The organism is Guyparkeria sp. (genome assembly GCF_041687595.1).
Classification (GTDB): Bacteria; Pseudomonadota; Gammaproteobacteria; order Halothiobacillales; family Halothiobacillaceae; genus Guyparkeria.
Genome location: NZ_JAWLBP010000016.1, coordinates 1 through 21971 on the forward strand (window position 1 = coordinate 1; position 21971 = coordinate 21971).

Annotated in this window: 19 protein-coding genes; 12 read left to right on the forward strand and 7 right to left on the reverse strand. The window is 64.9% G+C overall.

The features are described from left to right. A partial coding sequence (locus ACESL5_RS04030; RefSeq protein ID WP_372591501.1) for a VWA domain-containing protein occupies positions 1–1203 on the reverse strand: 1203 nt, incomplete at its 3' end. Between the two features lie 92 nt (positions 1204–1295). On the opposite strand from ACESL5_RS04030, the gene ettA reads away from it, so the two are divergent. Both ettA and ACESL5_RS04040 read left to right on the forward strand, forming a co-directional pair. Continuing rightward, the gene (gene ettA / locus ACESL5_RS04035) at positions 1296–2963 is read left to right on the forward strand and encodes an energy-dependent translational throttle protein EttA (RefSeq protein ID WP_372591502.1); all 1668 of its coding nucleotides are present in this window, start codon (positions 1296–1298) and stop codon (positions 2961–2963) included. A gap of 96 nt (positions 2964–3059) precedes the next feature. Beyond that, positions 3060–3839 carry a M48 family metallopeptidase gene (locus tag ACESL5_RS04040; RefSeq protein WP_372591503.1) on the forward strand — a complete coding sequence of 260 codons (780 nt, stop codon included), beginning with the start codon at positions 3060–3062 and terminating at the stop codon, positions 3837–3839. Positions 3840–3851: 12 nt separating this feature from the next. Here the strand turns inward: ACESL5_RS04040 and ACESL5_RS04045 are convergent, their stop codons facing one another. Together ACESL5_RS04045 and lexA are read right to left on the reverse strand one after the other, a co-directional pair. Then, complete coding sequence (locus tag ACESL5_RS04045; RefSeq protein ID WP_372591504.1) at positions 3852–4589, reverse strand: hypothetical protein; 738 nt, start codon at positions 4587–4589, stop codon at positions 3852–3854. 54 nt (positions 4590–4643) lie between these two features. Continuing rightward, positions 4644–5267: a transcriptional repressor LexA gene (lexA, locus tag ACESL5_RS04050; RefSeq protein ID WP_372591505.1), complete on the reverse strand. Its 624-nt coding sequence runs from the start codon at positions 5265–5267 to the stop codon at positions 4644–4646. A gap of 88 nt (positions 5268–5355) precedes the next feature. Between lexA and ACESL5_RS04055 the strand changes: the two genes are divergently transcribed. Then, complete coding sequence (locus ACESL5_RS04055; RefSeq protein ID WP_372591506.1) at positions 5356–6882, forward strand: Y-family DNA polymerase; 1527 nt, start codon at positions 5356–5358, stop codon at positions 6880–6882. On the opposite strand, the gene ACESL5_RS04060 is transcribed toward ACESL5_RS04055, so the two are convergent. Continuing rightward, positions 6879–8150 (reverse strand): MFS transporter, encoded by a 1272-nt coding sequence (locus tag ACESL5_RS04060; RefSeq protein WP_372591507.1) that lies wholly within the window; start codon positions 8148–8150, stop codon positions 6879–6881. The two genes, ACESL5_RS04055 and ACESL5_RS04060, sit on opposite strands and share 4 nt — an antisense overlap. Before the next feature lie 149 nt (positions 8151–8299). Here ACESL5_RS04060 and ACESL5_RS04065 point away from each other — a divergent pair, with 149 nt between their 5' ends. The 6 genes from ACESL5_RS04065 (at position 8300) to ACESL5_RS04090 (ending at position 13173) form a co-directional block, all read left to right on the forward strand. After that, entirely contained in the window at positions 8300–9055 is a 756-nt protein-coding gene (locus ACESL5_RS04065) for a Nif3-like dinuclear metal center hexameric protein (protein ID WP_372591508.1), read from the forward strand. 274 nt (positions 9056–9329) lie between these two features. Continuing rightward, positions 9330–9935 carry a ubiquinol-cytochrome c reductase iron-sulfur subunit gene (petA, locus tag ACESL5_RS04070; RefSeq protein ID WP_372591509.1) on the forward strand — a complete coding sequence of 202 codons (606 nt, stop codon included), beginning with the start codon at positions 9330–9332 and terminating at the stop codon, positions 9933–9935. Next, entirely contained in the window at positions 9932–11143 is a 1212-nt protein-coding gene (locus tag ACESL5_RS04075) for a cytochrome b (protein WP_372591510.1), read from the forward strand. The genes petA and ACESL5_RS04075 overlap by 4 nt, the downstream gene beginning before the upstream one ends. Positions 11144–11160: 17 nt before the next feature. Next, positions 11161–11877, forward strand: a complete 717-nt coding sequence (locus ACESL5_RS04080; RefSeq protein ID WP_372591511.1) for a cytochrome c1 — start codon at positions 11161–11163, stop codon at positions 11875–11877. A 109-nt stretch (positions 11878–11986) separates the two neighbouring features. Beyond that, complete coding sequence (locus ACESL5_RS04085) at positions 11987–12616, forward strand: glutathione S-transferase N-terminal domain-containing protein (RefSeq protein ID WP_372591512.1); 630 nt, start codon at positions 11987–11989, stop codon at positions 12614–12616. 5 nt (positions 12617–12621) lie between these two features. After that, on the forward strand, positions 12622–13173 hold the full coding sequence (locus ACESL5_RS04090) for a stringent starvation protein B (protein ID WP_372591513.1): 552 nt from the start codon (positions 12622–12624) through the stop codon (positions 13171–13173). A 6-nt stretch (positions 13174–13179) separates the two neighbouring features. Here the strand turns inward: ACESL5_RS04090 and msrB are convergent, their stop codons facing one another. Further along, positions 13180–13575: a peptide-methionine (R)-S-oxide reductase MsrB gene (gene msrB / locus ACESL5_RS04095; protein ID WP_372591514.1), complete on the reverse strand. Its 396-nt coding sequence runs from the start codon at positions 13573–13575 to the stop codon at positions 13180–13182. 170 nt (positions 13576–13745) lie between these two features. On the opposite strand from msrB, the gene ACESL5_RS04100 reads away from it, so the two are divergent. From ACESL5_RS04100 to ACESL5_RS04110, 3 genes are read left to right on the forward strand one after another with little or no spacing between them, the layout of a single operon-like run. Then, positions 13746–16094 carry a DNA translocase FtsK gene (locus ACESL5_RS04100; protein WP_372591515.1) on the forward strand — a complete coding sequence of 783 codons (2349 nt, stop codon included), beginning with the start codon at positions 13746–13748 and terminating at the stop codon, positions 16092–16094. A gap of 50 nt (positions 16095–16144) precedes the next feature. Next, a complete protein-coding gene (gene lolA / locus ACESL5_RS04105; protein WP_372591516.1) occupies positions 16145–16837 on the forward strand; it encodes an outer membrane lipoprotein chaperone LolA in 693 nt (230 codons plus the stop codon). 10 nt (positions 16838–16847) lie between these two features. Further along, the gene (locus ACESL5_RS04110; protein WP_372591517.1) at positions 16848–18257 is read left to right on the forward strand and encodes a replication-associated recombination protein A; all 1410 of its coding nucleotides are present in this window, start codon (positions 16848–16850) and stop codon (positions 18255–18257) included. A 20-nt stretch (positions 18258–18277) separates the two neighbouring features. Here ACESL5_RS04110 and ACESL5_RS04115 read toward each other — a convergent pair whose 3' ends face one another. After that, the gene (locus tag ACESL5_RS04115; RefSeq protein WP_372591518.1) at positions 18278–18772 is read right to left on the reverse strand and encodes a methylated-DNA--[protein]-cysteine S-methyltransferase; all 495 of its coding nucleotides are present in this window, start codon (positions 18770–18772) and stop codon (positions 18278–18280) included. A 22-nt stretch (positions 18773–18794) separates the two neighbouring features. Then, on the reverse strand, positions 18795–21932 hold the full coding sequence (locus tag ACESL5_RS04120; protein WP_372591519.1) for an efflux RND transporter permease subunit: 3138 nt from the start codon (positions 21930–21932) through the stop codon (positions 18795–18797). Positions 21933–21971: the final 39 nt, after the last annotated feature.

Sequence of the window (21971 nt, forward strand, 5' to 3'; positions counted from 1 at the left end):
GCCGTACCGCCCGTCCCGTCTCGCCTCGTCGTCGCCCATCGCCCGGTCGTTGAGCACGATGCGGTCGGCCATGTCGCCCGTCGGATCGACGATCCGAATTGTCGCCGTCATGTCGTCGGACAGGCGCGGTTCGATAATCGGTTCGCCGCGATCGGTCAGCACGAGGTATCCCTCGATAATCTCTCCCGGGTGAACCCGACCCGGGATGTCCGGCATCGCGAGATCGAGGTCGGTGATCACCAGGGCACGGTTGTCAGGATCCTCTCGTGCCTGGATGTGCCACGTTCCGGGGCTGGGGCGGGTGATGGTGATCAGGTCGCGACCGGCGCTGTCATCCCAGCGCCAGTCATCCATCCTCTTGGCCCGTTCCACGTCGACTTCGCGGCCATCCGGGAGCTTGATCCGGGAGGGGGCGGCATCGGGTTGGCGGAAGATCACCAGCGTCAGCTCGCGCACGCTGTCATCCACCTGGATCCTGTTGTCTGTCAGGGGCAGGCCGGTTCGCGGGGCGGTGGCCTCGAACAGGGCGAGAAAGGCGCGTTGCAGGTCGGCGCTGCTGCGAGCGGAGATGGCCAGGCCACCGGTCCGGTCGGCGATTTCGGCCAGCATGTCGGTGTCGGCGAACTCCGAGAGGGCCACCGTGTGGACCTGGACGCCGGATTCGACCAGTGACGGGATCACCTCGTCACGCAGGAAGGCCATGGCGCTCTCGTTGTCACCAGTCTCGCGGGACACGTCGACCTTCCCGTCGGACAGGAGGATCACGTGGCGTTGCACCGGGTCGGCCCATCCTCGGTCGGCGGCCTCGAGGGCCGCGGGGATATCGGTGAACGGCTCGTCCGAACGGATCTGACCGGCGACGTGGCGCATGGCCCGTCGGGTATCCGCGTCGGCGGTGGCGGCGGAGAGCAGGTTGCTGACCTGGTCGCCGAACAGGTCGACACGGACCCGGCTGCGCTCGGAGACCAGGTCGGCAAGCAGCCGCAAGGCCGGCCCGCGAAGGTTGTCCGGATCGGTTTCCTTCATGCTGCCGGAGACGTCGATGAGGACATGGAGTTCGGGTGGCGGTTCGGCCGAGGAAATGACAGGGAACAAGGGGAACAATAGGGCGCAAACAAGGACTAACAGCCGACTCGACCGGTTCCCGCCCGTTTTCGGCCGGGGATTCGGTTTTCTGGCACTGCGTGCATCAAGTCGCGGCATAGTGCTGGTATCCTTCGTGCCCCGGACCGGGCTATCCGCGGATAGTCCCGTGTCCTTCCATTCGCTTCAATTTAGCAGTCGTCACGACATTTATGGCTCAGTACATCTTTACCATGAACGGCGTGGGCAAGGTCGTCCCGCCGAAAAAGCATATCCTCAAGGACATCAACCTGAATTTTTTCCCGGGCGCCAAGATCGGCGTGCTGGGTTACAACGGTGCCGGCAAGTCGACCCTGCTGCGCATCATGGCCGGCGAGGACAAGGACATCATCGGCGAGGCCCGTCCACAGCCGGGCACCAAGATCGGCTACCTCAAGCAGGAGCCGGATCTCGACCCGGGGAAGGACGTGCGCGGCAACGTCATGGACGGTGTCGGCGAGATGGCCGAACTGCTCGAGCGCTTCAACGAAGTCTCCAACCAGTTCGCCGATCCGGACGCCGACTTCGAGGCCCTGATGGAAGAACAGGGCAAGCTGCAGGACAAGATCGAGGCCGGCGGAGGCTGGGATCTGGACCGCAAGCTCGAGGTCGCCGCCGACGCGCTGCGCCTGCCGTCTTGGGATGCGGACGTCACGAAACTGTCGGGTGGTGAGCGCCGCCGGGTTGCCCTGTGCCGCCTGCTGCTGTCGAACCCCGACATGCTGATCCTCGACGAGCCGACCAACCACCTCGACGCCGAGTCGGTCGCCTGGCTGGAGCGCTTCCTGCAGGAGTTCGCCGGCACGGTGGTCGCGGTGACCCACGACCGTTACTTCCTCGACAACGTCGCCGGCTGGATCCTGGAACTCGACCGCGGGCAGGGCATCCCGTTCGAGGGCAACTACTCGCAGTGGCTGGAGGCGAAGGAAAAGCGCCTGAAGCAGGAAGAGAAGACCGAGTCCGCCCACCAGAAGGCCATGAAGCAGGAACTCGAGTGGGTGCGCCAAAACCCCAAGGGTCGCCAGGCAAAGTCCAAGGCGCGCCTCAAGCGCTTCGAGGAACTGCAGTCCGAGGAATACCAGAAGCGTTCCGAGACCAACGAGATCTATATCCCGCCCGGTCCGCGCCTGGGCGAGAAGGTCATCGAGGTCAATGGCCTCACCAAGAGCTTCGGTGATCGCGAGCTCTATCAGGGACTGGATTTCTCCGTGCCCAAGGGCGCCATCGTCGGCATCATCGGTCCGAACGGCGTGGGCAAATCGACGCTGTTCCGCATGCTGATCGGCGAGGACAAGCCGGACGCCGGCAGCATCGAGATCGGTGAAAGCGTCGAGCTGGCCTATGTCTCCCAGTCCCGCGAGGACATGGAAGACACCCGGACGGTCTGGGAGGAAATCTCGGACGGCTACGATCACATCACGGTCGGCAAGTTCGAGATGCCCTCACGGGCCTATCTTGGGCGCTTCAACTTCAAGGGCCAGGACCAGCAGAAGTTCATGAAGGACCTCTCGGGCGGTGAGCGCAACCGTGTTCATCTGGCCAAGCTCCTCAAGTCTGGCGGCAACGTCCTGCTGCTCGACGAACCGACCAACGATCTCGACGTCGAGACGCTGCGTGCGCTGGAGACCGCGTTGCTGGACTTCCCCGGCTCGGCGCTGGTCATCTCGCACGACCGCTGGTTCCTCGACCGGATCGCCACCCACATGCTGGCCTTCGAGGACGACGGCTCGGTGGTATTCTTCGAGGGCAACTTCCAGGAGTACGAGGCCGATCGGCGCAAACGGCTCGGCGACGCTGCCGACCAGCCCAAGCGGATCAAGTACACCCGACTGGCGAACTGATCCGGGCAGGCAGGCCGAGGCCTGCCGATCTATTCTCGACGGCCGGGTGGCGCGTGGCGCTCCCGGCCGTTTTCATGTCGGATGGAGGGAGAAACGATGTCACGTCTGTTCGGTTTGCTGCTGCTGTCCGTCTGGCTGGTCGGCTGTGCCACGCATCCTGTCACGGGACGTAGCCAGTTGATGATCATGCCGGAAGGGCAGGCCAACCAGATGGCCTACCAGGCCTATGCCCAGATGGCCGACAAGGGTGATGTGCTACCTGCCTCTGACTCGGCGAGCCGTCGCGTTGCCGCGATCACCCAGCGGATCATTCCTCATGCCGTTCGCATCTATCCCGAGGCCAGCCGTTGGGCCTGGGAAACTCGGGTGTTTCGTGATGACAGCATCAATGCCTTCGCCATGGCCGGCGGCAAGATCGGCGTCAACACGGGCATGCTCGATCGCCTGCGGCCGACCGATGACGAACTGGCCCAGGTGATCGCCCACGAGGTGGCCCACGCAATCTCTGCCCACACGCGGGAGAAGATGTCGATCGCGATGAGCCAGGAGCTTGGCCTGTCGATGGCCACGGCACTGGGTGGGCTGGATGCCCGCACGGCGGATATGGCCCGCCAGGCGGCCACGGTCGCGGTGGGGCTCCCGTACAGCCGGCGCATGGAGAGCGAGGCGGACGAGGTCGGCCTGTTGCTCGCGGCGCGGGCCGGTTTCGACCCGCGTGCGGCGGTGAGCCTGTGGCAGAAGATGCAACGGCAGGGCGGAAGTGCCGGCCCGGAATGGCTCAGCACCCACCCGGACAGTGGCCGACGCATCGAGGAGCTGCAGCGCGCCATTCCGAGAATGATGCCGATCTACCAACAGGCAGTGGGCGGCCGATAAAGCGGCATTGGCTCAGAGTCCCGGGACTTCCTGGATGGTCGCGGAGGGCAGTCGGATCTCGCGAGGGTGGAAGGGCTTGAGACTGCGAACGGCCAGTTGCTGTTCTTCCGCGCGCCGGATGACGAGCTGCTGCCGGGCCGGGCTGGCCGGGGTGTCTGTCGTCGCCGGGTAGGGGGTCAATAGGCAACAGCCACCGTGTTCGGCGGCCAGCTTGAGACGTCGCCGCAGGGCAAAACCGATGGGGGGAAGCCACGCGAGCACAAGTGGATAGATCCCGCTGCGCAGGATCTCCTCGACCGCCCAGCCGAGTTCGCGCGGGCTGCGCGGCTCGACCAGGAGCAGGGAGTCCAGCGTCACGCCACCGCGTTGCCAGCGCTCGGCACACAGCCGGGCCGGTGGGTTGACCAACGCCACACCCCGGTCTCGCGTCAGGTCGCCCAGCAGCGGCAGGAGGATGTCCATCACCCCGAAGCCGAGCGAGGCCTGGCACCAGGAGAGGTAGTCGGACAACGGACCGGTGCCCAGCCTGCCGAGCGGTCGCATGGACGGCGACTGCAGTGGGTGGCCGCTATAGAGCTCCATCAGTCCCTCCCGGGGCCAGCCGCCCCCCAGCATCTCGTCGAGCGCCTGCCAGCCCGTGGGGTAGGGCGATGTCGCCGGGTCGGAACGGCCCGCCTGTCGCCCGCGCCATATGTCATGGCGGGCGAGCAGATCCGCGATACCGGTCGATGACACTGCCTGCTGTCCCATGGTCCGCCCCCGTCCGTTTGCTGTTGCCGGCCCGCGATTTGTTCCGGGCCCTGGTCAGTCGAGAGTCCGCAGGACGCCCACCACGCGTCCCTCGATGATCAGTTCCTCGCGCCGCAGGTCGACCTCGACCGGCGACATGTCCGGGTTCTCCGGGATGAGTTGGACTTTCGGGCCCCGGCGCCGATAGCGTTTGACCGTGACCTCGTCGGCCAGGCGGGCCACCACGATCTGGCCGTTGCTCACTTCCTCGGTGCGGTGCACGGCGATCAGATCGCCGTCCATGATGCCGACGTCCTTCATGCTCATGCCCCGGACACGCAGCAGGTAGTCCGCCCGTGGCCGGAAGAGTGTCGGGTTGACCGGCACCCGGGTCTCGACATGCTCCTCGGCGAGGATCGGGCTGCCTGCCGCGATGCGGCCAACCACGGCCAGCTCGTCCTTGCGGGAAGCGTTCAGCAGGCGGATGCCGCGTGACCGTCCGCTCAGCAGTTCGATCACGCCCTTCTTCTCCAGGGCGCGCAGGTGGCTCTCGGCCGCATTCGGGGAACGGAAGCCCAGCGCGGCATTGATCTCCGCCCGCGTCGGCGGCATGCCGGTCTCGTCGATGGTGTCCCGGATGAAGGCCAGTATCTCGGCCTGTCGCGCCGTGAGATGAGGCGTCGGTTCCTGCTCGGTCATACATGAAACCCCGATGGTTGCTTTGGCAGGATTGTACTGTAAATATGGACAGTATTCATCGAATCCGCCACTTGTCAGCCGAGTCCCCATGAGCAACACCGCAGCATCCTCATCCGGAAAGGCGTCGCAGGAAGAGGGCCCCCTCTGGCTGGCCCTGCGCTTCCCGGAGGCCTGGTTCGAGTCGCGCTGCCCGGAAGAGGAGCGCCTCGCCAGCCCACCGGTGGCACTGCTCGAGCGTCGCCCGGGCATGCCTTGCGTGAAGGCGGTTAATGTCGTCGCCGCCCGCTACGGCGTGAGGCCCGGGCAGACTCGACTGGCGGCGCAGTCGCGCTTCCGCGACGCAGCGTCGGCCGGGACCCCGGAGCTGCGTTTCCTGGAGCCGGACGAGACAGCCGTGGCTCGCTGGCTCGAGGGCCTGGGCGAGACCGCCATGCAGTACACCTCGCGGGTCTGTCGCCCCAAAGCCGAGGTCGCCCCCGGCCTGCTTCTCGAGATCGGCCGCAGCGCGGCCCTGTTCCACGGCCTGGAAGAGCTGCTCGATCGCGTGCTGCACGAGTTCCGCTCGCAGGGCCTGTTCGTCCGCTCGGCTATGGCCCCCCATCCACGGATCGCCTGGGCCCTGGCAAGAGGAAGCGGCGAACAGGACGGGTACGTTCGGGATCGGCGGCGACAGATCGAGGCCGTCTGCCACCTGCCGTTGGCGACGCTCGACTGGCCGGCCGACTGGATTCTCCGGTTCACGGAGATGGGGCTGTCGACTTTGGGGGAGTTGCGGCGTCTGCCGCGGGATGGCGTGGCCATGCGTTCCTCGCCGCGGCTGCTCGAGGATGTCGATCGTCTGTTCGCCGAGCGCGACTGGCAACTGCCCGGCATCACGCCGCCGGCGCGTTTCGAGCGCGAGATCGACCTGTGGGATCCGGCCGTCGGGGTCGAGCGCCTGCTGCTCCTGTCTCGCCGCCTGCTGGTCGAGCTTGCTAATTTCCTGCGCCGACGGCAACTGGCGCTGGATGCCTTCGGGATCACGCTCTGCCACGAGTCCGATGCCCCCACCCGACTGGAAGTGCGAACGGCCGAAGGGGGACGGGACGAACGCATCTGGATGGAGCAGTTGCGCCTGCGCCTGCAGGCGTTCACCGACCTGACGCCGGTCACTCGCATCCAGATGCAGGCCGAGCGATTCATCCGGCCGTCGCCCGGCCAGGTGGCACTGTTCGAGGAGGCGGCCGACCGGGAGCGCAACGAAGTCTCGCTGTGGCATCGACTGGCGGCCCGTCTTGGGGACCGGGCCGTCAGTCGGGTGCAGACGTCTCCGGCCGTCATACCGAGCCGTCAGAGTTGCCGGCTTGCGCCCGCCGGACGGAAGGCGGGGCAGAAGGACGGGGCAGGCGAGACCGGTCCTCGGCCAGACCGGCCGTTCTGGTGGCTCGAGTCGCCCGCCGCTGTCAGGGGGCGTGTCGATCGATGGGGAGAAACGGAGCGCATCCAGACGATCTGGTGGGAAACAGTGCCGGAGACGGCCGACTATCGCCCCGCCGATCTCGCCGACGGTCGTTCGGTCTGGCTGAGGCGAGAACTGACGGAGGAAAGGTGGATGCTGTCGGGGCTGGGAGGCTAGGCACCCGGCGACCGTGGCCGCAGCCCCCGCCACTTCCACCAGAGCAGCAGGCACACGAGCACCCCGCTGCCACCGAACAGCAGGAAGAATGTGGGCAGTTCGATATCGAACCAGGCGAACAGCATCATGCCGAGCAGGCTGCTGACCACCATGGCTAGCGCATTCTGCACGTTCAGCAGGGCAATGATCCGTGCACGCCGGGACGCCGCGGCTCGCGTCTGCAGGTAGCTGTAAAGCGGCACGACCAGCATGCCGGCGAAGAAGCCGGTGGCGGCGACGTCCAGCCCGATCCTCACCAGGTCGGGGGATCGCCCGACCACCGCCGCGGCCAGGTACCAGTCCACCGCGGCGACGGCCACCCCGAGCGCTGCGAACGGGGCCAGCCCCAGCCGGGGACGCCCCGATGACAGGTACCCGACGGCCAGCCCACCGACACCAATGCTGAGTGCGAACAACGCGAGCAGGCCGGTCGCGCCGTCGGCCTCCAGCCCCAGCCACTCCCGGGAAAAGCGCGGAAACTGGGTCAGGTAGCCCGCGCCGACGAACCAGAACCAGCTGATCAGCCACATGGCCTGACGCAGCTCCGGCGGCTGGCGCCGCAGCAGGCGCCAGTTCAGGTACCAGCTCCGGATCGGTCCCGCATGCGAGGAGACCGTGTCCAGCGGTGGGGCGGCGGGGATCATTCGGGCGGTGATCACCCCGACCGCGGCCACGGCAATCACCACCAAGCTTGCCCACAGGGCTGCCGCCTCGCCGGCGGCTGCCAGCAGCCCGCCGGTCAGCGTGCCGCCGAGAATGGCCACGAAGGTACTCGCGGTGACCCAGCCATTGGCACGCATCAGGTGATCGGCCGGAATGTGCCGCGGCATGATCGCGTACTTCAGCGGACCGAACCACGCCGATTGCGTTCCCATGAGGAACACCAGCGCCAGCAGCAGCGGCACGCTCTGCAGCCAGAAGCCCAGGCCCGCCAGGCACATCAGTGCCAGTTCGGTCCACTTGAGGATCCGTGCCAGCCGGGCCTGGTCGATGCGATCGGTCCAATGCCCCGCCATGGGCGAGAACAGAAGAAACGGCAGAATGAACAGACCCGCCGCCAGGTTCATCAGCACATCGACATTGATCGACGCGTCCGTGCCGATGCGGTAGGTGAGCATGAACATCACCGAGAACCGGAAGGTGTTGTCGTTGAACGCGCCCAGGGCCTGGGTCAGGAAGTAGGGCAGAAAGCGACGGGAGAGCAGGCGGACCGGGTCGGGATGTGGCATCGGGCTCGGGATGTTGACGTGTGGTGGCAGCATTGGAACACGCCGGCGATCCGGACGAAAACCACCGCGGAACGGCCCGGACGATCGCCGGCGGTCGTGCTACCTTAACGACCTCCCCAATTCACCGGTTAAAACCTCGAGAGGATGGCATGACGGAGACGGTCGATATCCGGGACCTGCTGGAATTCTGCGAACAGTTGCTGGAACCCGAGAACTACCGGGACTACGCCCCCAACGGGCTGCAGGTCGAGGGGCGCCGCGAAGTGCGCCGGCTGGTGACAGGGGTGACCGCCTGCCAGGCTCTCCTGGATGCCGCGGTGGAGGAGGGCGCCGATGCTGTCCTCGTCCATCACGGCTATTTCTGGAAGAACGAACCGGAAGTCCTCACCGGCATGAAGCGCCGCCGCCTGGCGACACTCATGGCGCACGACATCAACCTGGTCGCCTACCACCTGCCGCTCGACGGACACGACGAGATCGGTAACAACGCCTGGCTCGCCCGGGAGCTGGGCGTGAGCGTCAACGCTCGTTTCGGTCACCAGTCCCTGGCTGTGAGCGGAGATGTGGATCACCCGGTTTCGACCGCCGCGATGGCCGATCGAATCGAGAAGCGGCTCGGCCGAACGCCCCTGGTCGTGGGCCCCCACCAGGAAATCCGACGGATGGGCATCTGCACCGGTGGTGCTCAGGACATGATTGCCGATGCCATCGAACTGGGCCTGGACGCCTTCGTTTCCGGCGAAATCTCCGAGCGGACCACGCACATGGCGCGGGAGGCCGGCGTGACCTACTTCGCCGCCGGGCATCATGCCACCGAGACGGGGGGCGTGCGCCTGCTCGGCGAACGCCTGGCCGAGGAATTCGGCATTTCCCACCAATTCATCGACATAGACAACCCGGCCTGAGTAGCATGAAAGCCGCTCATGACGAGTCATAAAGGGCTTCGGAAAGGTATTAAGCCGGTTTGTTTGACCCCCCGGGCCGAATGCTTAAACTAGCCCCGCCGTAAAATGGCAGATGCTGTGCATCGGATTTTGCCCGCACGCGATATGCAGTGATGCGCCGGCTGTCTGCGGGTGCAGGGAGGCACGTGATGCCCGCCAGAAACACGAGCGGACGGGTACCGAGGACACCCGCCGTGTTCGATCGACGGAAAACTTCGAGGAGTACGACGTAACCATGGCTGATTCTCCCTCCAACCCGGCTCGACGCCGGTTTCTGACCGGCGCGGCGTCGGCGGTCGGCGCGGTGGGCGTAGGCTTTGCCGCCGTGCCGTTCCTGAGTTCCTTCCAGCCCAGCGCCAAGGCCGAGGCGGCCGGCGCGCCGGTGGACGTGAACATCGGCAAGCTCTCCCCCGGCCAGATGACCACCGTGTCCTGGCGTGGCAAGCCGGTCTACGTGGTGCATCGCACCGACCGGATGCTCGAATCCCTGGCCGACGTCGAGGACAAGCTCAGCGACCCGGAATCGGCTGTGGAAACGCAGCAGCCGGATTTCGCCGTCAATCGCTTCCGTGCCCGCGAAGGAAACGAACGCTTCCTCGTCCTCGTCGGCCTGTGCACGCATCTGGGCTGTGCGCCGACCTACCGTCCCGAGGTCGCCCCCGATGATCTCGGCGCCGATTGGAAGGGCGGCTTTTTCTGCCCCTGCCACGGTTCGAAGTTCGACATGTCCGGCCGGGTCTACCGCGGCGTTCCCGCCCCGACCAACCTCGAGGTGCCGGAGTACGTCTACGTCAGTGAGGACATCATCAAGGTCGGCGGTACCGAGGAGGAGTCGGCATGATCAAGAATCTCGGCAAATGGGTGGACGATCGCCTGCCGATCTCGCATTTCTGGAATGCGCACCTGGCGAAATACTACGTCCCGCACAACTTCAACTTCTGGTACTACTTCGGCTCGCTGCTGCTGGTGGTCTTCGTCCTGCAGATCGTCACCGGCATCTGGCTGACCATGAGCTACAAGCCGTCGGCCGAAGACGCCTTCGCCTCGGTCGAGTACATCATGCGTGATGTGGAGTGGGGCTGGTTGCTCCGGTACCTGCACTCCACCGGCGCCTCGTTCTTCTTCATCGCCGTCTACCTGCACATCTTCCGCGGGATGATGTACGGCAGTTACAAGAAACCGCGCGAGCTGGTCTGGGTCTTCGGCGTATTGATCCTGCTGGTGCTGATGGCCGAGGCCTTCATGGGCTACCTGCTGCCCTGGGGGCAGATGTCCTACTGGGGTGCGCAGGTGATCATCTCCCTGTTCAGCTCCATCCCGGTGATCGGCCCCGACCTGGCGCTTTGGATTCGCGGTGACTACGTCGTCTCCGATGCCACCCTGAACCGCTTCTTCGCGCTGCATGTCATCGCGCTGCCGCTGGTGCTGCTGTTCCTGATCGGCGGTCACATCATGGCGCTGCACGAGGTCGGTTCGAACAACCCCGACGGCGTCGACATCAAGGAGAAGAAGGACAACCAGGGCAAGCCGCTCGACGGCATCCCGTTCCATCCCTACTACACCGTCAAGGACCTGTTCGGGCTGGGCGTGTTCCTGTTTTTCTTCGCCATCGTGGTCTTCTACTGGCCCGAGGGCGGTGGCCTGTTCCTGGAGCACCCGAACTTCATCCCGGCCGATCCGCTCAAGACACCCGAACACATCGCGCCGGTCTGGTACTTCGCTCCGCACTACGCGATCCTGCGCGCCGTGCCGGACAAGTTCCTGGGCGTGGTCGCCATGGCGGTCGCCATCCTGATCCTGTTCGTCCTGCCGTGGATCGATCGCAACCGCACCCGCTCGATCCGCTACCGCTCGACGGCGTTCAAGGTGAACCTGTTCCTGTTTGCCGCGGCATTCATCGGCCTGGGTTACCTGGGCACCCAGCCGGCCACCGGGCTGGCGACGCTGGCTGCCCAGATCCTTTCGGCCGTGTATTTCGGCTTCTTCATCGCGGTGTACTTCATCAGTCGTCGGGAGCGAACCAAGCCTGTGCCGGAGCGTTTGACATGATGCGTTTTACCTTTTTCATGATTGTGATTGGCCTGCTGGTCGCCCCCAACGCGAAGGCGGCTAGCAGCAACGTCCCGCTGGAGGATGCCCGGGTCGATCTGGGCGACAAGGCGTCGCTTTATCGCGGGGCCCAGACCTTCATGGACAGCTGCGCGAGCTGCCATGGCGCGAAAATGATGCGCTTCGGGCGGATCGGCGAGGATCTCGGACTGACCGAGGAGCAACTGGCCAAGCTCATGCCCACGGAGCTATCCAAGCCGGGGGATGTCATCGAGACCAACATGCCGGCGGATTATGCCCAGCAGGTCTTCGGCATCCAGCCGCCGGATCTGACGCTCACGGCGCGCGCTCAGGGTGCGGACTGGATCTACACCTACCTGATCAGCTTCTACGAGGACCCGGACGCACTTTGGGGCGTCAACAACGCGGTCTTCTCGGACGTCGGGATGCCGCACGTATTGGCCGCCGAGCAGGGTCTCAAGCAGCCGGTCTACGAGGAGAACGGGGGTGAGAAGCAACTGGTGGGCCTCGAATCGCCGGAGCGGCCCGGCAGCATGAGCGAGGAAGCCTTCGAGGAGAAGATGCGGGATCTGACTGCGTTCATGGTCTACATGGCCGAACCGGCCGCCCTCAAGCGTCACCAGTATGGCCCTTATGTGCTGGCCTTCCTGTTCATCTTCACGTTGATCATGTATCTGCTCAAGCGCGAATACTGGCGGGACATCAAGCACTGATGCGTCCCTGAACAGCGGCAGCCGTCCAGCCGCATACCCCGCGAACCCGGCCCCGAGGCCGGGTTTTTGTTATCATTGCGTTTTAACCATTGCACCATGGGAGGCGCCAATGGCGACCGTCAATCGTCGTTCGGTCATGACCTTGTTCACCAGCCCGGATTCCCCGGACTGTCACCGCACCCGCATCGTTCTGGCGGAGAAGGAGCTCACCGCGGAGATCATCGATCTGTCGGAGCAGGAACCGCCCGAGGATTTCCACGATCTCTCGCCCGAAGGGACCGTCCCGGTGCTCGCCGATCGTGACCTGGTGCTGACCAACGCACGCGTGATCATGGAGTACCTCGACGAGCGCTTCCCCCATCCGCCGCTCATGCCGGTCGACCCGGTCAGCCGGGCGAAGGTGCGTACGGCGCTCTACCGGATTGAAAAGGACTGGTACGGTCTGCTGCCCGAGTTCGAGCGGGGCGAGAAGACCGTGGCGCGTGCACGCAAGCAGCTCAAGGAAGGTCTGCTGTCCGCGGCGCCGGTCTTTTCCGCCATGCCTTTCTTCATGAGCGAGGAGTTCTCGCTGGCCGACGTGACCCTTGCGGCGCTGCTCTGGTATCTCCCCAAGTACGGCGTGGAGCTCTCCGGCCCCGGTGCCAAGCCGATTCTCGACTACATGGACCGAGTGTTCAGCCGTCCCACCTTCCAGGCGAGCCTGACCGAGGTGGAACGCGAGATGCGCGAAGGCTACTGAGGCCCATGCTTTCCAAGCGCCCCTATCTCGTGCCTGCCTTCTACGACTGGATCGTGGATCAGGGCCACGTCCCGCATCTCGTGGTCAATGCCGAGGCGGACGGAGTGATGGTGCCCACCGCCTTCGTCGAAGATGGCCACATCCAGCTGAATATCGGCCCGAGTGCCGTGCGTGATTTCCACATGGACCGCAGCGGCATATCGTTCGAGGCACGCTTTGCCGGTCAGCCGGAGCGTATCCACGTTCCCATGCACGCGATACTGGCGATCGTCGACCGGGATTCCGGGCAGGGAGCGACCTTCCCCGACGAGCCCGGTGAGACCTTCCCTGAAGGCGAGGGGGCGGCCACCCCGCCTCCTGCCGGGAAGCCGGAACGCAAGGGGGGTCCCCATCTTCGGGCCGTGCCGGACAGTGGAGCGGAAAACCCTGCGGGAGAGGAAACCGCGAGCGGTGGTTCGAGCCGCTCCGGGAAATCTTCGGACGAGGATCCCGACGATGATCCGCCGCCCGGTGGCGGCGGAGGCAAGGGAGGACCCAGCCTCCGGGTGATCAAGTAGACCGGGTCAACCGGTCGAGCCGGTCGCCTCGGGTTCGAATCGCAGGCAGACGCTGTTAATGCAGTAACGCCGTCCTGTCGGTGCGGGGCCGTCGTCGAAGACGTGCCCGAGGTGGGCATCGCAGCCACTACAGCGCACCTCGGTCCGGATCATGCCGTGACTGGTGTCGCGCACGTTCGTCAGGGCATCGTCTGATACGGCCTGGAAGAAGCTCGGCCAGCCCGATCCAGAATCGAACTTGGCGCCCGATTCGAACAGCTCTTTCCCGCAACAGACGCAGTGATATCGACCGGAACGCTTCTCGGCATTCAGTTCACCGGAAAATGGTGATTCCGTGCCGCCCAGGCGGCAGACGCGATATTGTTCGTCGGTAAGTTTGTCGCGCCAGTTGTCGTTGCTCATTTCGTTCGCTCTCCTCTGGCAGGTAAACCGCAGCCGTCATGATAGACGCCTGGAGCGACGGGTGATCACCTTGGTGAGGAATGCCGTTCTCGGGTATCATCTTCATGTGGATCTTCCACTGCAGGAATCTGCAATAACCCCTTGAGCAGGAAAAGGATAGGCTGAACAGGATGCCCGGATTGACGAAGCCCGCCATCTTTCGACCGCAACTGGCACTGCTGGAGCTCGTGCTGCTCGTGGTGTCGCTGCTTCTGGGTGTCTATCTCGTCGCGCTGCTCAGCTACGACGCCGCGGACCCGGGTTTCAGTTCCACCGGCAGCCAGTCGGTCCAGAACGCCGCGGGTCTGGTCGGCGCGTACGTGGCCGATTTTGCCCGCTATCTGCTGGGCCTCGGCGCCTACGCGGTCGTCCCGGCAATCCTGCCGTTGCTGTGGCGCACATTCCGGCGCGCCCGACGCGGGGATGGATGGCTGGACTTGGTTTTCGCCACGCAGACGATTGGCGCCGCACTTCTGGTCTTGTGCGTGAGTGTGCTCGCCGCCATCAATCACGCCCCGTTCGAGATGCCCGCGGGTCTGTCGGCCGGGGGAGTCGTCGGTCTGGTGCTGGCCGAAGGGCTTGTGCGCATGCTCGGGGCCCTCGGCAGCACGCTGGTGCTGCTTGGCCTGGCGATGCTGGGCATTTCGGCGACGACCGGGCTCTCCTGGTTCGCGCTGTTCGATCTGATCGGCGCTGCGCTGCTCAAGGCCGTATTCCTGATCAGGTCGGCAGTGGGTTGGCTCGCTGCACGCCTGTCTCTTGGCGGTATGCGGGCGCCGACGCCCATCCCGGAAATTGGAGCCAGTTACGAGGAAGTCGAACAGAAGCGCCGTCGACGTCCTGTTTCACCCAAGAAATCCGCGGCTCCGCCCAAGCCTCCCAAGCCTCCCAAGCCACCTGCACCGAAGCCGCCCTCGGCCACCGGGGCCACTGTCGGCAGTAAGCGCAAGCCACCCCAGCCGGAACTGGGAACGGCCGATGGCAAGCCCATCCTCGAACTGCTCGACCGCCCGGTCCAGCAATCTGCGGGCTTCGACAGGAACGAGCTACAGCACATGTCGGAAGTGATCGAGGCTCGGCTTTCCGAGTTCGGGGTTTCCGTCGAGGTGGTCGCCGCCCATCCGGGGCCGGTGATCACCCGCTTCGAACTGCAGCCGGCCCCGGGGGTGAAGGTCAGCCAGATCTCCAATCTCGCCAAGGATCTGGCGCGTGCGCTCTCGATCGTGTCCGTGCGCGTCGTCGAGGTCATTCCCGGCAAGTCGACCGTTGGTCTGGAGATTCCCAACGTGTCCCGGGAAATCATCGCCTTGCGGGAGCTTCTCGAGTCGAAGCGCTACCGTGAGGCCCGCTCGCCGCTGACCGTGGCGCTGGGCAAGGACATCGGTGGCGAGCCGATCATGGCGGATCTTGCGCGGATGCCGCACCTGCTGGTCGCGGGTACCACGGGCTCGGGCAAGTCGGTGGGTGTGAACGCGATGATCCTGAGCCTCCTGTACAAGGCGTCGGCCGAGGAAGTCCGGCTAATCCTCATCGATCCGAAGATGCTGGAGCTCTCGGTCTACGAGGGTATCGGCCACCTGCTGGCCCCGGTGGTCACCGACATGAAGGACGCCTCCAACGCGTTGCGCTGGGCCGTGGGGGAAATGGAGCGTCGCTACAAGCTCATGGCGCATCTGGGCGTACGGAACATTGCCGGCGCCAACGAGAAGATTCGCGCGGCCATCGATCGTGGTGAACCGATCCGGGATCCGTTCTACGACCACGCCCGGGCACTTGATCCGGACGCACCGCCTCCGACGATCGAGCCCATACCCTATCTCGTCATCGTGGTCGACGAGTTCGCCGACATGATGATGGTGGTTGGCAAGAAGGTGGAAGAGCTGATCGCTCGCCTGGCGCAGAAGGCGCGCGCGGCGGGCATCCACCTCATCCTCGCGACGCAGCGACCATCGGTGGACGTGATCACCGGTCTGATCAAGGCCAACATCCCGACGCGCATCGCCTTCCAGGTGTCCTCCAAAGTGGATTCTCGTACCATCCTCGACCAGATGGGCGCCGAACACCTGCTCGGCCATGGCGACATGCTCTACCTGCCGCCCGGCAGCGGCATGCCGATGCGGGTTCACGGGGCTTTCGTCGGCGACGACGAAGTCCACCGGGTCGTCGAGGCCCTCAAGACACTCGGGGAACCCGAGTACGTCGACGAGGTCCTCTCGGAGGAGACGGCTGCGAACGTCACGCTTCCCGGCGAAAAGCCCGTACGCCCGGACGGGGAGGAGGTCGACGAGCTTTACGATCAAGCCGTGGCGATCGTCACCGAATCGCGCAAGGCGTCGATTTCCTATGTCCAGCGACGCCTCAAGATCGGCTACAATCGGTCGGCGCGTCTGGTCGAACAGATGGAAGAAGACGGCATTGTCGGCTCGCTTGGAGCCAATGGCAGCAGGGAAGTCATCGCGCCGCCACCGCCGCCGGGTTGACCGGCACCCTGAACGCCTCTCGCTTTCCTTTCCCTTTCGCGTGGTGATGCATGCTCAACAAGCAGTATTCCTTTCTCAGCCGCCGTGCCTGGCTTCCGGTCTTCGCCGTTTGCCTGTCCCTGGCGTCCACCCTGGCGAGCCTGCCTGATGTGGCCGCCGAACCCCCTCGCAGTACCGAGCAACTGATCGATTCCCTCGGCTCGATCGAGACCTTCGCCGCGAACTTCGAGCAGGCGCGCATCAATTCCCGGGGCAACATCGCCCGCGAATCCACCGGCGAGTTCGCGATCGCTCGACCGGAGCGTTTCCACTGGCGTTACGAGACCCCCCATGTACAGGAACTCACGGCAAGTAAGGGCATCCTGTGGGTCTACGAGCCGGATCTGCGCCAGGCAACCCGCTCGAAGCTGGACTCGGGCACAGCGGCCCCCATCGCGATACTGATGGGAGATCGACCGGTCGAGGACGTGTTCCATATCCGTGATCTCGGTCGGACCGACGGCGACATGAACTGGTTCGCCCTCGAACCTCGCGAGGAAAGCGGTGACTTCCGCGAGGTGCTCCTTGGCCTGGACAGCGAGGGGCTGAAGGAAATGCGCTTCATCGACCAGCTCGATCAAACCACCCGGGTCGTCTTCTCCGACCGTCGGTTCAATCAGCCCGTCGACGAGGACAGGTTCCGCTTCCAAGTCCCGGACGGGGTCGACGTGGTCGAGGCGCGGGAACCACCCCAGATGCAATAAGGGTTGGTCGATGAGTCCGCAGGACGATCTTTTCGGTAATGCTCTCCCGGATGCCGGCTCCGAATCTCCGGCACCCGAGCCTGCTCGAGCTTTCCGACCGCTGGCCGACAGGATGCGGCCGCAGACTATAGAGGAGTTCGCCGGCCAGACCCGGGTGGTAGGGGAGAGTTCGCCATTGCGGGTCGCCATGGAGAAGGGGCAGGCGCATTCCTGCCTTCTCTGGGGGCCGCCCGGGGTGGGAAAGACGACACTGGCGCGACTCTATGCCGATCGGCTCCAGGCCGAGATCGTCTACCTGTCGGCCGTCGAAGCCGGCGTGCGAGAGCTTCGCGCCGTGATCCAGGCGGCCAGAGACCGTCGGTCCGCGAGCGGTCGGTTGACCGTGCTGTTTCTCGACGAGATCCATCGTTTCAACAAGTCCCAGCAGGATCAGCTTCTGCCGTCGGTCGAGCGGGGCGTCCTGGTCCTCGTCGGTGCCACCACCGAGAACCCGTCGTTCTCCCTGAACAACGCGCTGCTCTCCAGGCTGCGGGTCTACCGGCTTGAGCCGCTCGACCAGCCGGCCATGCAGGCACTGCTGGAACGGGCACTGGACCACCCTCAGGGCGTGTTGGAGACGACAGGCGGCGTACCGCTTCGTATCGATCCCGAGATCCGGAACCGTCTGATCGAGACGGCGGACGGTGATGCCAGGCGCCTGCTGACCTTGCTGGAGCTCGCGGCACAGTTGGCGGAAGAGTCCGAGGACGGCAGCCTTCGAGTGGTGGGAGAATACACGCTGGAGTCTCTTCTCCAGCAGGCACCGAGACGCTTCGACCAGGGCGGGGACGAGTTCTACGATCAGATCTCGGCGATGCACAAGGCGATTCGCGGTTCGAATCCCGACGCCGGTGCGTACTGGCTGCTGCGGATGCTCGATGGAGGCGCCGATCCCGCCTATTTGGCCAGACGGCTGGTGCGCATCGCCTCCGAGGACGTCGGCAACGCCGATCCGCGGGCACTGACCATGGCGCTTGACGCCTGGACTGCCTATGACCGGCTCGGCGTGCCCGAAGGGGAGCTGATGCTTACCCAGGCGGCCATGTATCTGGCAGTCGCGCCCAAGAGCAACGGCGTCTACAAGGCGCATAACGCGCTACTGGCGACTATCCGCGAAAGGGGGTCGGACCCCGTGCCCATGCACCTGCGCAATGCGCCGACGAGTCTCATGGAAAGGGAAGGCTGGGGGAAGGGCTACCGCTATGCCCACGACGAACCGGATGCCTACGCTGCGGGCGAGACATACCTTCCCGAGGGTCTTGTCGGTCAGCGCTTCTATCAGCCGGTCGACCGGGGACTCGAACGCACGATTGCCGAACGCATGGCGCACTGGGCCGAGCGTGATGCAGAGGCGGGCGAGGGCGGAAGCGCAAGCGGCTGACCTGACCGCCCCGAGACGATTCAGGTTACCGGCTCGACGCCCTCGATCCGCAGCAGGCGGCGCTTGATCCCGGTCCCCAGCGCATACCCCCCTAGGCGTTTCCCGGCGGCCAGCACTCGGTGGCAGGGAACGAGTGGCGGCCAGGGATTGGCGCCGACGGCCTGTCCCACCGCTCGCGCCGCCCTCGGTCGTCCGATGGCACGGGCGATATCACCGTAGGTGGAGTACCCACCCGGCGGAATGCGACACAGCTCCCGCCACACCTGGCGTTGAAAGCGTGAGCCCACTGGCGGGAACAACGGATGGTCCACCCACTCCTGGCTTTCCGCTTCGGGCCATCCCGCCAGCGCATCGATGATCGTCTCGACATCCGCGGTCACCTCGTCTCGGGGCACCACCGTCACGCAGGCGGTCGCCTCGATCCGTATCGTCGCGATACGCCCGTCGACCAGGTCGAGCTTCGCCCACAGGTTGCTGTCACCCAGCGGCGTCCCAATGCATCTATCGGCACTCATGGCTGGACCTTCCTGCGGGTCATCAGGTGTTCGAGCCCTTCCTGCCACGTCGGAAGATCTTCTCGCTGCCGGTCTGCAGCAGTTCGAAGAACATCGGGATGAACAGGATCGCCACGTAGGTCGCCAGGATCATCCCACCTACGATCGGCGTGCCCAGCGAGTTGCGCGCGGCCTCGCCGGCGCCAGTCGCCAGCGCCAGAGGCAGCACGCCCAGGATGAAGGCCATCGAGGTCATGATCACCGGACGGAACCGAATGCGTGCCGCCTTGAGCGCGGCTTCCTTGATCGACAGTCCGTCCTGGAGGTGCATCTTCGAGGCGAACTCGACCACCAGGATCGCGTTCTTGGCGGACATCGCGATCAGTACCAACATACCGACCTGGAAGTAGATGTCGATGTTTAGGCCGCGCATCCAGATCGCGATCAGGGCGCCAAGCACGGCGAACGGTACGGCGGTGATGACGGCGAACGGCAGCGACCAGCGCTCGTACTGCGCGGCGAGAATCAGGAACACCATGATCACGCCCAGCAGGAAGGCGATCGCCCCGGCCGAGCCGCTGGAAAGCTCCTGGAAGGCCGACCCGACCCAGCCCAGGGTGTAATCGCCCCCGCCGAGCGCCTGTTCGATGACTTCCTGCATCGCGGTCAGTGCCTGACCCGAGGAGTATCCTTCGGCCGGATTCCCCATGATCTTCGCGGCCGGGAAGATATTGAAACGGTCGATCACATCCGCGCCCGTTGTGCGGGTCAGGGTGACCACCGAGCTGATCGGCACCAGCTGCTGCTTCCCGTTGCGGACGAAGACGTTTTCCAGGTCCTGCGGGTCGGCGCGGAACTCGGCATCCGCGGCCATATTGACCTGAAAATTGCGCCCGAATAGCGTGAAGTCGTTGATGTAACGGGTGCCGAAGGTGCCCTGCATGGTGCGGAACACCGCAGCGACCGGCACGTCCAGGGCGTAGGCCTGCTCGCGGTCCACGTCCATGCGGAATTGCGGCGTATTGTCGACGAAGGTGGTGCGCACCCCGGCCAGCTCCGGCCGCTTGTTGGCCGCGGCGACCAGGGCGTTCGCCGCCTCGGCAAGTTCCTTGACGTCGGCCGAGCCGCGCTGCTGGAGATAGGCCTCGAACCCACCGGTGGTCGACATCCCGCGGATCGGCGGCGGCACGAACGCCATGATCATGCCTTCCTCGATCTGGGTTCCCGCGCCCATGGCCTTCTTGACCGTCGCCTGGACGCTCTGGTCCTCTTCGGGGCGCTCCGACCAGTCCTTGAGCCGTGTGAAGGCCACGCCCTTGTAGGGGCGCTGGGTTCCTGCCAGGAGATCGAAGCCTGCGAAGGCGACCTGCATCTGCACGTCCGGGTTCTCGCGAATCATCGCCGAGTACTCGTCTCGCACTTCACCCGTGCGCGAGAGACTCGCGGCCGGGTCGAGATTCAACGTCGAGATGAAGTAGCCCGGATCCTCTTCAGGAACGAGACCGGTCGGCGTGCTGCGGAACATTACCACGGCGGCCACCACGATGCCGGCGAAGATCAGCAGACCCACCGGCCAGGCCACGAGGAAGAAGTGGACCACCTTCATGTAACCGTTGCGGAAGGCATCGAAGCCCCGGTTGAAGATCCGGAACGGCAGGACCGGCTCCTTTTCCTTGTGGTTCTTCAGGAGCAGGGCGGTCATTGACGGGGTAAGCGTCAGGGCGACCACGCCGGAAAGCACCACCGAAATAGACAGGGCCACGGCGAACTGGCGATACATCTCACCGGCAAGCCCCGGGATAAAGGCCACCGGCACGAACACCGCGAGCAATACCAGCGTGGTTGCAACGATCGGGCCCGTAACCTGTTCCATGGCCTTGATCGACGCCTCCCGGGCCTTTAGGCCTTCCTCGCGCATCAGGCGCTCGACGTTCTCGATCACGATGATGGCGTCGTCCACCACGATGCCGATGGCCAGTACGAAGCCGAAGAGGGTCAGCAGGTTGATCGACATGCCGGTCAGGAACAGGCCGGCCAGGGCGCCGATCAGGGCGACCGGTATGGCGATCAGAGGCACGATGGTCGCGCGTGGCTTCTGCAGGAATATGAAGATCACAAGGGTGACCAGGATCAGTGCCTCGACGAAGACCTTGAGCACTTCCTTGATCGAGATACGCACGAAGTCGGTGGTATCCAGCGGGATCCTGTAATCCATGTCACCCGGGAATCGCTCGGAGAGCTCTGCCATCTCCTCACGCACCTGAGCCACGGTCTCGAGCGCATTTGCACCGGGGGCGAGATAGATGCCCATCGGGACGGTCGGTGCGCCGTTGTAGGTGGCGTTGAAGCCGTAACGCTGTGACCCGAGTTCAATCTCGGCAACGTCGCTAAGGCGCAGCGTCCCACCGTCCTCGGACGAGGCCAGGATGATGTTCTGGAATTCCTCGACGTCGGAAAAGCGCCCCTGGGAGGTGATGGTGTAGGTGAACGCTTCACCTTCCTTGTTGGGCGAGTCGTTGAACTTGCCGGCGGCAAACTGGGCGTTCTGTTCCCGGATCGCCTCGGCGATGTCGTCCTGGGTGAGGTTGAAGTGCGCCAGTTTCGCCGGGTCGAACCAGACCCGGATGGAATAGTCCTGTGCGCCGAACAGGCGGGCATCGCCGATGCCGGGCACCCGCTTGAGCGAGTCGAGGATGTTGATCAGGCCGTAGTTGCTCAGGAACTTGGTGTCGAACTGCTCGTTCTCGGAGATCAGCGTGATCACCATCAGCAGCGAACTGCTCTTCTTGTTCACCACCACGCCCTGGTCCCGCACTTCCTGCGGTAGCTGGGGCAGGGCGCGCTGGACACGGTTGTTGACGTCGATGGTCGCCTGATCGGGGTCGGTACCGGTGGCGAAGGTCACCGAGAGGTTCATCGTGCCCGCATCCGAACTGCCCGACGTCATGTAGAGCATGTCGTCGACGCCGTTGATGGCCTGCTCCAGCGGGGCGGCGACGGACTCGGCGAGGGTGCCCGCGTCGGCACCGGCGTAGGTGGCGCTCACCTCGACTTCGGGCGGAACGATCTCCGGGTACTGCTCGACGGGCAGCCCGGTGAACGCGGCCCCACCGGCGATCATGATCACGATCGCCAGCACGGTGGAGAAAATGGGGCGGTCAATGAAGAACTTGGAAAACATCAGTGCACTCCGTGTCCGTCAGGCTCGGTATCGTGACGG